8 protein-coding genes and 1 tRNA gene are annotated in these 9272 nt (G+C 54.2%); 3 read left to right on the top strand and 6 right to left on the bottom strand.

Annotation, left to right across the window (positions count from 1 at the left end):
• Nucleotides 1-200: 200 nt before the first annotated feature.
• From U869_RS0125680 to aspA, 6 genes are all read right to left on the bottom strand, one after another.
• Nucleotides 201-276 (bottom strand) — tRNA-Phe (locus U869_RS0125680).
• Nucleotides 277-454: 178 nt separating this feature from the next.
• On the bottom strand, nucleotides 455-1030 hold the full coding sequence (locus U869_RS0125690) for a transcriptional regulator (RefSeq protein WP_025123796.1): 576 nt from the start codon (nucleotides 1028-1030) through the stop codon (nucleotides 455-457).
• Nucleotides 1031-1070: 40 nt separating this feature from the next.
• On the bottom strand, nucleotides 1071-2786 hold the full coding sequence (locus U869_RS0125695) for a protein-disulfide reductase DsbD (protein ID WP_025123795.1): 1716 nt from the start codon (nucleotides 2784-2786) through the stop codon (nucleotides 1071-1073).
• Complete coding sequence (gene cutA / locus U869_RS0125700) at nucleotides 2762-3085, bottom strand: divalent cation tolerance protein CutA (protein WP_025123794.1); 324 nt, start codon at nucleotides 3083-3085, stop codon at nucleotides 2762-2764. The genes U869_RS0125695 and cutA overlap by 25 nt, the downstream gene beginning before the upstream one ends.
• A 126-nt stretch (nucleotides 3086-3211) precedes the next feature.
• Nucleotides 3212-4513, bottom strand: a complete 1302-nt coding sequence (locus U869_RS0125705; RefSeq protein ID WP_025123793.1) for an anaerobic C4-dicarboxylate transporter — start codon at nucleotides 4511-4513, stop codon at nucleotides 3212-3214.
• Nucleotides 4514-4635: 122 nt separating this feature from the next.
• Nucleotides 4636-6072: an aspartate ammonia-lyase gene (gene aspA / locus U869_RS0125710; RefSeq protein ID WP_025123792.1), complete on the bottom strand. Its 1437-nt coding sequence runs from the start codon at nucleotides 6070-6072 to the stop codon at nucleotides 4636-4638.
• Between the two features lie 351 nt (nucleotides 6073-6423).
• Here aspA and U869_RS0125715 point away from each other — a divergent pair, with 351 nt between their 5' ends.
• The 3 genes from U869_RS0125715 to groL all read left to right on the top strand — a co-directional run bounded on the left by U869_RS0125715 (nucleotide 6424) and on the right by groL (nucleotide 9209).
• Entirely contained in the window at nucleotides 6424-6915 is a 492-nt protein-coding gene (locus U869_RS0125715) for an FxsA family protein (RefSeq protein ID WP_025123791.1), read from the top strand.
• Between the two features lie 304 nt (nucleotides 6916-7219).
• Nucleotides 7220-7513: a co-chaperone GroES gene (locus U869_RS0125720; RefSeq protein WP_025123790.1), complete on the top strand. Its 294-nt coding sequence runs from the start codon at nucleotides 7220-7222 to the stop codon at nucleotides 7511-7513.
• Between the two features lie 49 nt (nucleotides 7514-7562).
• Nucleotides 7563-9209, top strand: a complete 1647-nt coding sequence (gene groL, locus U869_RS0125725; RefSeq protein WP_025123789.1) for a chaperonin GroEL — start codon at nucleotides 7563-7565, stop codon at nucleotides 9207-9209.
• The last annotated feature ends 63 nt before the right edge of the window (nucleotides 9210-9272 follow it).

The following is a 9272-nucleotide window of genomic DNA, read 5'->3' on the forward strand; positions in this document are numbered from 1 at the left end:
CAAAAAACCCGCCATAGGCGGGTTCTTCTAAATGATGGTGCCCGGACTCGGACAAGTTTGTCTGGAACAAACTTGAACAACGCTTTGCGTTGGCCCGCAAGGGTGAGCGACAGGGATGTCGCTCATAATCGAACGTAGTTCGATGGAGAGTCCGTACTCAGAAAGCAAAAAACCCGCCATAGGCGGGTTCTTCTAAATGATGGTGCCCGGACTCGGAATCGAACCAAGGACACGGGGATTTTCAATCCCCTGCTCTACCGACTGAGCTATCCGGGCAACGGGGCGCATTAAACCGTATTGGCCGTGCGGCGTCAACGGATTTGTGACAAAAAACGTGAAAACAGCGCCGATTGCTGGCTTTTCAGGCAAAGCGCGCAGAATACGGTCTCTGTTCCATTGGTTATCAGCGGGCACAGCATGCTGCGCCCCTATCTGCTAACCCCGGTAATGGGGGTTAGCTTAGCGCACCAAACTTACGGCACTGGGCAATCTGCAAGATATCTTCGGCCAGCCGCTTGGCGACGGAGACGTCCTGTAACTGGCGTTTTATCAGTAGCTTGCTCAGGCAACCTTCCTGTACCAGCTCCATTTGCTGGGCAACCGAGTCGGCATCGTCGGCGTCCATCTCACGCAGCAAATCGCGGGTAAAGTCCAACGAGGTGAGCTTCTGCTGTTCGGCCAGTTGATGGATCGGGTGGTCGCTCTCTGGGAAGAAGCTACAGGCCGCAATAAACAGGCAGCCAGGGTAGCGCTCATTCTGCACGTGCTCTGCCAGTACGTCATAACGGGCCAGCAGCTTTTGCTGCGGGCTTAGCGTTTCATCCAGCTGCAACTGGCGGCGCCAAGTATCAATCTGCTGGCCATGGTAGCGCAGGCAGTCATACAGCAGTGCCTCACGGTCTGGCCAGAACGGTTTGAAATCGCTGTGTGGCACGCCCAGTTTCTCTGCCAGCATTTCCAAGGTGGTGGTCGCCAGGCCCTGTTTTTCCAACAGCTCCAAGGCTGTATTTAAAACCTGTTCACGTTGCACTAGTGCTCCCTCCAAAAAATGTTCTGAAACTCAGTGTCGTTTACCGAGTGGTTTTCTGCAAATGTGCGTCGAATGCCCCTGCGTTCATAAAGCCCGTCACTCGGGCCGCGGGTAACTCTTGGCCTGCCCGGTCAAAGAACAGAATGGTCGGCAGCCCAAGCACCTGCAAGTGCTTGAGCAAAGCAGCATGCTCGGCATCGTTGGCCGTCACATCGGCCTGTAGCAACACCGTATCGGCCAATTGGGCCTGCACCGCCGGGTCACTGAAGGTGTATTTCTCAAACTCTTTACAGGCAACGCACCAGTCCGCATACAGATCCAGCATCACCGGTTTGCCCTGAGCCTGTTGCAGCGCCAGGTTAAGCTGTTCCACGTTATTGATGCGGGTGAAATTCAGATGCGGTAGGGCTGCCTGCTCAGAGGCGGTGTTACCGAATGCCCAGTCCTGCAATGGACGCGCCGAGATCACCAGTGCAGCTAACAACAGCACTTGAAGGGCTCGCGTCCAGCCACAGGAAGACTTCAGACTCAGCACAAATGCCCAGCCGAAGAACGCCAGGCCGAGCAGGCTCCACAGGCGCAGTCCCCAGACATCGCCAATCACGCGCTCAAGCAGGAACACCGGCAGTGCCAGGATCACAAAGCCAAAGGCTTCTTTGACGTACTGCATCCAAGGGCCGCTACGTGGTAGCAGGCGGTTGCCAAACAGCGTGACGATCACCAGTGGAATACCCATTCCCAGCGCATACAGATACAGCGTGCCGCCACCGGCCCACATATTGCCGCTTTGGGCGATATACAGCAGGATGGCGCTGAGCGGGGCGGTGGTACATGGCGAGCAGATCAGGCCTGCCAGCGCGCCCATCACAAATACGCCGACCAGCGAGCCACCCTGCTGGGTGTTGCTCCAGTTGGCCAGTCGCGTTTGCAGCGAAGAAGGAAGCTGTAAGGAGTAGCAGCCGAACATGGACAGCGCCAGGGCGACAAACAGCACCGATAGGCCGATCAGCACATAAGGGTGTTGCAGCGCAGCCTGGAACTGCAACCCGGCGGCGGCAACCACCAGGCCGAGCAGAGTGTAGGTCAGCGCCATGCCTTGTACGTACACCACGGCCAGCACCAGAATACGCCCGCTGCTGTGTGGCCGCTCACGGCCCAGGATAATGCCGGAAATCAGCGGATACATCGGCAACACACATGGGGTAAACGCAATGCCGATGCCAATCAGCAAGGCCCATAGTGGCGAGAAGGGCAGATTGGCCGGAGCCGTTTCAGTTGGAGCCGCCGTGGCCGTTGATGCAGGCTCTGCGGCGGCGGCTACTGCGCTCAGCGGAATAATGCGGGTTTCCGGTGGGTAGCAGAAACCGGCCTCAGCGCACCCTTGGTAGGTGACGCTCAGGCTGGCATTGTCACCTGCCTTTAACAGCGGAATGGTCAAGGCCAATGGCTCCTTGAAGATCGCCACTTCACCAAAGAATTCGTCCTTATGCGTTAGCCCGGCGGGCAGCTCGAATTGGCCCAACGTTGCCTGCTGCGGCACCAGTTTGATTTGCTGGCGATACAGGTAGTAACCAGGGCGGATTTGCCAGCTTAGCGTCAGCTTGTCGTGTTGCTGCTTAAAATCGAAGGCAAATGCCTGATCGACGGGCACGAACTGGTTGCCTGTACTTTGGCCAAACAGTGAAGCCTGAGCCGCAGTGGGCAGGAAGAACAGGCTGCACAGCAGCAATATCAGTTTAATGAGGCGTTGATCCATGACAGGTAATCTTTATCTCCGGCCATCACCGGCAGCACCAACAGTTCGGGTGTCTGGTACGGGTGATGTTGTTTCAGGTAGGTGAGTAGCGCTTGTTGATGCTGGCGATCGCTTTTAAACAGCATCTGAACTTCGTATTCCTGTTGCAGTTTTCCTTCCCAGTAATACAGCGATGTTGCACCGGGTAGCAGCGTGGCGCAGGCCGCGAGCTTTTCCCCCAGAACGCGTGCCGCCAACTCTTGCGCGGAGGCTTCATCGGGTGCGGTACAGAGTATGACGATAGCTTCGCAATCAGACATCTTCGGCCCTCTCAACCAGGTTTGGTAGCAGGGCACTATACCCTGAAGCGCAGTTCGCTAGAAGGCTAGATTATCAGCAGTGGGGGAATGACAAGGGGAAAGCGGGGCCGAAACCCCGCTTGAGGATTACAGAATAACGCTGCCGATCAGGAAGCCGAAGATGACCGCAAACGCCACGCCCATGGTGCCTGGGATCAGGAACGGGTGGTTAAACACAAAACGCCCGATGCGTGTCGTGCCGGTATCGTCCATCTGTACCGCCGCCACCAGGGTAGGGTAGGTTGGCAGAATGAACAGGCCGGAAACGGCGGCAAAGGAAGCGATCGCCGTCAGTGGAGTCACGTTCAGCGCCAGCGCCATTGGCATCAGTGCCTTGGCAGTGGCGGCCTGAGAGTACAGCAGCGCCGAACAGAAGAAGAAGATCACCGCCAGTAACCATGGATGGGATTGGATCACGGTACCCGCAGTCTCTTTGATCCACTCGAGGTTAGCCTGCACAAAGGTATCACCCAACCAGGCGACACCCAGAATACAGATACAGGCGCTCATCCCGGCCTTAAAGGTGCTGGAGTTCAAAATCAGATCGGTTTCGATGCGGCACATGATGGTGGTCAGGGTCGCCACGCTCAGCATGATGATCAGGATAGCATTGGTGGTGTTCATCAGCGGTGTGGTCACCAGGCCCAAACTTGGGCTGTTGACGATGGCATAGGCCACCACGCACAGCACGCCAGCCAGGAACAGCAGCACGGACTTTTTGGCACCGGATTTGATCACCACCACGTTCTCGCCGCGCAGGGCAACCAGGCCTTCCTCAAAGCGTTTTTGATACACCGGATCGTCAGACAGTTTGGAATCAAACAGCCAGGTGACCAGCACTGACATCAGCAGCACGGCCAGGAAGGTGGAAGGGATCACCACCATCAGCAAGTGCAGGTAACTGACGCCGTGGCCTTCCATAACGGAAGACATGTACACCACCGCCGCCGAGATTGGTGAAGCGGTAATGGCAATCTGCGCGGAAACCACGGCAGTAGACAGTGGGCGGCAAGGTTTGATGCCTTGTTCTTTGGCCACTTCTGCAATCACCGGCAGAGCCGAAAGGGAGATATTACCGGTACCGGCGAAGATGGTCAGGAAGTAGGTAACGATGGGGGCCAGAATGGTGATGTATTTTGGATTCTTACGCAGCAGCTTTTCGGTTTGCTGCACCAGATAGTCCATCCCGCCAGCGACCTGCATAGCGGAAATGGCAGCGATAACCGCCATGATGATTGAAATAACGTCGAAGGGTATGCTGCCGGGTTTTACGCCGATCATCGCCAGCACCAACACCCCAAGACCGCCTGCAAAGCCTATTCCGATACCGCCCAGCCTGGCCCCCAAAAAGATGGCCAGTAGAACGATCACCAATTCTACTACTAGCATAGTGTTTACCCCTTAAAATGGATTTTTATGAAAACCAAAGGTTACGAGCTTGTATTCACAGAAAGAAAAAAGGCACGCTATCCAGAGGATTAGCGTGCCTTTCGGGCTACCGGATGAGTCTATTATTGTTCATTTTCATCTGTATAGCGTTTCGCCTTATAGGCCGGGTGCATCAGGTTCTCTACGGAGAAGATGTCATCCAGCTCAGCTTCGGTCAGTAAACCGCGTTCCAGCACGACTTCACGTACGCTCTTGCCGGTTTCAGCACAGATCTTGCCGACAATGTCACCGTTGTGGTGGCCAATGAACGGGTTCAGATAGGTGACGATACCGATAGAGTTAAATACGTAGTACTCACACACTTCTTTGTTGGCGGTAATACCGTTAATGCATTTTTCCAGCAGGTTATAGCAGGCATTAGTCAGGATGTGAATCGATTCAAACATCGCCTGGCCGATCACCGGTTCCATCACGTTCAACTGCAACTGGCCCGCTTCGGCGGCCATGGTAACGCAAGTGTCGTTGCCGATCACCTTAAAGCAAACCTGGTTAACCACTTCTGGGATCACCGGGTTCACTTTGGCTGGCATGATGGAAGAACCCGCCTGCAGTTCTGGCAGGTTGATTTCGTTCAGGCCAGCGCGTGGGCCGGAAGACAGCAGACGCAGGTCATTACAGATTTTGGACAGTTTGACCGCCAGGCGTTTGTGCGCACTGTGCATCATCACGTAGGCACCGCAGTCAGAGGTGGCTTCGATCAGGTCTTCGGCAGGCACTACTGGCAGGTTGCTGACTTCCGCCAATTTCTGCACGGCCAACTGTTGGTAGCCTTCCGGGGTGTTCAGCGCTGTACCGATCGCGGTAGCACCCAGGTTCACTTCCAGCAGCAACTCTGCGGTACGGTGCAGGTTGCGGGTTTCTTCATTGAGTAACACGCTGAAGGCGTGGAACTCTTGGCCCAGCGTCATTGGTACCGCATCCTGCAACTGGGTACGACCCATTTTCAGGATGGTTTCGAACTCTTTGGCTTTACGGTCGAACCCTTCACGCAGTTGGTTGATCGCGTCGATCAGTTTCTGGTTGGAGGCGTAAACCGCGATGCGGAACCCGGTTGGGTAGGCATCGTTGGTGGACTGGCACTTGTTGAGGTGATCGTTAGGGTTCAGGTATTGGTATTCACCCTTCTGATGGCCCATCAACTCCAGGCCGATGTTGGCCAGTACTTCGTTGGTGTTCATGTTCAGCGAGGTGCCAGCACCCCCCTGGAACACATCCACCGGGAATTGGTCCATGCATTTGCCTTTATCCAGCACTTCATCGCAAGCCTGGATGATAACGTCGGCAATTTTACGTGGAATGGTATGCAGCTCTTTGTTGGCCATGGCGGCGGCTTTTTTCACCATCACCATGCCGCGCACGAACTCAGGTACGTCGCTGATTTTACTGTTGCTGATATAGAAGTTTTCAATCGCACGCAGAGTATGAACACCGTAGTAGGCTTCTGCAGGGACTTCACGTGTTCCTAATAGGTCTTCTTCGATACGAATGTTGTTTGACATGAGAACCTTCTCTATATGTTGCTGCCGAATATAATTATATGCAGGATAACAAAATTATGTTGCCGAGCGGGTCAACTGCGGAAGTATTGACCGCAGCAGTTGTCGCTGCCCAGATCATATGCTGGTTAGTAATAAATGAATGAACGTAGATCACTATATGGTGCTTCAAAAAATAGGAGCTTTTGATTTCTGTGAAGAGCTTCACGTTTGCACACATAGAATAAAAAAAATCGTCAGGTTGAAATGGCGGCGTAAAGCCCCCATTGTATGAAGGTTGGCCAGTTTGCGGCCCCATTTTCACGTATGCGCCATCTGGCGGGTACGCCGACTCTACCTAGAGGAGAGAACCAGGTGCGCTGGTTACCGTTATTGCTGATATTTCTACTGGCTTACATAGAGATATCCCTGTTTATCAAAGTTGCTGCCGTATTTGGTGTGGCAATTACGCTGCTGCTGGTGGTGTTTACCTCCTGCGTCGGCGTTTCCCTGGTGCGCAATCAGGGAATGAAGACCTTTGTGCAGATTCAGCAGAAGTTGGCTGCGGGCGAAAGCCCGGCTGCGGAGATGGTGAAAAGCGTTTCGCTGGTGCTGGCGGGGTTCCTGCTGTTGGTGCCAGGCTTCTTCACTGACTTCCTTGGTCTGTTGCTGCTGTTGCCGCCGGTGCAGAAATCGCTGACGCTGAAGCTGATGCCGCATCTGAACGTGTATCGCCCAGGCGGCTGGGGCCAGAGCGGCGGGGCTGCCAACGGCAATACCTTCGACGGCGAATTCCAGCGCAAGCAAGACGACCGCTACACGCTGGATCATCAACCCGACGATCGCGACAAGCGTGACGATCGCTGATATTTTCCCCTCACCCTAGCCCTCTCCCAAAAGGAGAGGGGACTGAACGTTCCACAACTGTCATCTGTGCTCGCCTGCGACTCCGGACCCGCTCCCTCTCCCTATCACGGTGCCAATTAGATCACTGGGTTTGACCTTGGGAGAGGGTTGGGGTGAGGGGCGGTCAGTAAGAATCGAAAATTTTTTTGCTCCTGCCCCTTGAAGGGGGATGGAACGCCCCCATTTCAAATCCCACGGAGCCGGTATCAATAATCCGGCGGACAACCCTAAATCTGATAGAAACCTTCTTACAGGAGAGCGTTCAATGAGTATTCGTCCATTGCATGACCGCGTTATCGTCAAGCGCAAAGAAGTTGAATCAAAATCTGCTGGCGGCATCGTTCTGACTGGCTCTGCGGCGGGTAAATCTACTCGTGGTGAAGTGGTAGCCGTTGGTAAAGGACGTGTTCTGGAAAGCGGCAACGTTCAGCCGCTGGATGTGAAAGTAGGCGACATCGTGATTTTCAACGACGGTTACGGCGTAAAAGCAGAGAAGATCGACAATGAAGAAGTGTTGATCATGTCCGAAAGCGACATTCTGGCAATTGTTGAAGCGTAATAACGCTTTATAAATCTTCTGAACTGAAACGAGTTGAAGGGAAATACCAATGGCAGCTAAAGACGTAAAATTCGGCAATGACGCACGCGTGAAGATGCTCCGCGGCGTGAATGTTCTCGCTGATGCAGTAAAAGTTACTCTGGGCCCGAAAGGCCGTAACGTAGTGCTGGATAAATCCTTCGGCGCTCCTACCATCACCAAAGATGGCGTATCTGTTGCTCGTGAAATCGAACTGGAAGACAAGTTCGAGAACATGGGTGCACAAATGGTGAAAGAAGTTGCCTCTAAAGCGAACGACGCTGCGGGCGACGGTACCACCACTGCAACCGTACTGGCTCAATCCATCATCACCGAAGGCCTGAAAGCTGTGGCTGCCGGCATGAACCCGATGGATCTGAAGCGCGGCATCGACAAAGCGGTCATCGCTGCGGTTGAAGAACTGAAAAAACTGTCCGTACCTTGCTCTGACTCTAAAGCTATCGCTCAGGTTGGTACCATCTCTGCAAACTCCGACGAAACCGTTGGTAAACTGATTGCAGAAGCGATGGAGAAAGTGGGCAAAGAAGGCGTGATCACCGTTGAAGAAGGCACCGGCCTGCAAGACGAGCTGGACGTGGTTGAAGGTATGCAGTTCGATCGCGGCTACCTGTCTCCATACTTCATCAACAAGCCAGAAACCGGTTCTATCGAACTGGAAAGCCCGTTCATCCTGCTGGCTGACAAGAAAATCTCCAACATCCGTGAAATGCTGCCAGTGCTGGAAGCCGTTGCGAAAGCAGGCAAACCACTGCTGATCATTGCCGAAGATGTTGAAGGCGAAGCGTTGGCGACCCTGGTGGTTAACACCATGCGTGGCATCGTGAAAGTGGCTGCTGTTAAAGCTCCTGGCTTCGGCGATCGTCGTAAAGCCATGCTGCAAGACATCGCAACCCTGACTGCCGGTACCGTAATCTCTGAAGAGATCGGTCTGGAGCTGGAAAAAGCTACCCTGGAAGATCTGGGTCAGGCAAAACGCGTGGTGATCAACAAAGACACCACCATCATCATCGATGGCGTGGGCGACGAAGCGACCATTCAGGGCCGTGTTTCCCAGATCCGTCAGCAGATCGAAGAAGCGACCTCTGACTACGATCGTGAAAAACTGCAAGAGCGTGTTGCTAAACTGGCTGGCGGCGTTGCCGTTATCAAAGTTGGCGCCGCAACTGAAGTTGAAATGAAAGAGAAGAAAGCCCGCGTTGAAGATGCTCTGCACGCAACCCGTGCTGCAGTAGAAGAAGGCGTGGTTGCTGGTGGTGGTGTAGCACTGATCCGTGTAGCAAGCAAAATTGCCGGCCTGAAAGGCGACAACGAAGACCAGAACGTGGGTATCAAGGTTGCTATTCGCGCCATGGAATCTCCACTGCGTCAGATCGTGATCAACGCCGGTGAAGAAGCCTCTGTGATTGCTAACAAGGTGAAAGCAGGCGAAGGCAGCTTCGGCTACAACGCTTACACCGAAGAATACGGCGACATGATCGCGATGGGTATCCTGGATCCAACTAAAGTGACCCGTTCTGCTCTGCAGTTCGCGGCCTCTATTGCTGGCCTGATGATCACCACCGAGTGCATGATCACTGACTTGCCGAAAGAAGACAAGTTAGACATGGGTGGCGCTGGTGGTATGGGCGGCATGGGTGGTATGGGCGGAATGATGTAATTCCCCTCACCTCTGTGAGCTAACCACAAACCCGGCTTCGGCCGGGTTAATGAGATGGTCACC

The sequence above is a fragment of the Serratia sp. H1w genome (genome assembly GCF_000633355.1).
GTDB lineage: Bacteria > Pseudomonadota > Gammaproteobacteria > Enterobacterales > Enterobacteriaceae > Chania.

Bases quoted from the DNA above. Each gene is read 5' to 3' on its own strand.
- groL (WP_025123789.1), top strand. From the start codon at position 7,563: ATGGCAGCTAAAGACGTAAAATTCGGCAATGACGCACGCGTGAAGATG.
- U869_RS0125695 (WP_025123795.1), bottom strand. From the start codon at position 2,786: ATGGATCAACGCCTCATTAAACTGATATTGCTGCTGTGCAGCCTGTTC.
- U869_RS0125705 (WP_025123793.1), bottom strand. From the start codon at position 4,513: ATGCTAGTAGTAGAATTGGTGATCGTTCTACTGGCCATCTTTTTGGGG.
- U869_RS0125720 (WP_025123790.1), top strand. From the start codon at position 7,220: ATGAGTATTCGTCCATTGCATGACCGCGTTATCGTCAAGCGCAAAGAA.
- aspA (WP_025123792.1), bottom strand. From the start codon at position 6,072: ATGTCAAACAACATTCGTATCGAAGAAGACCTATTAGGAACACGTGAA.
- cutA (WP_025123794.1), bottom strand. From the start codon at position 3,085: ATGTCTGATTGCGAAGCTATCGTCATACTCTGTACCGCACCCGATGAA.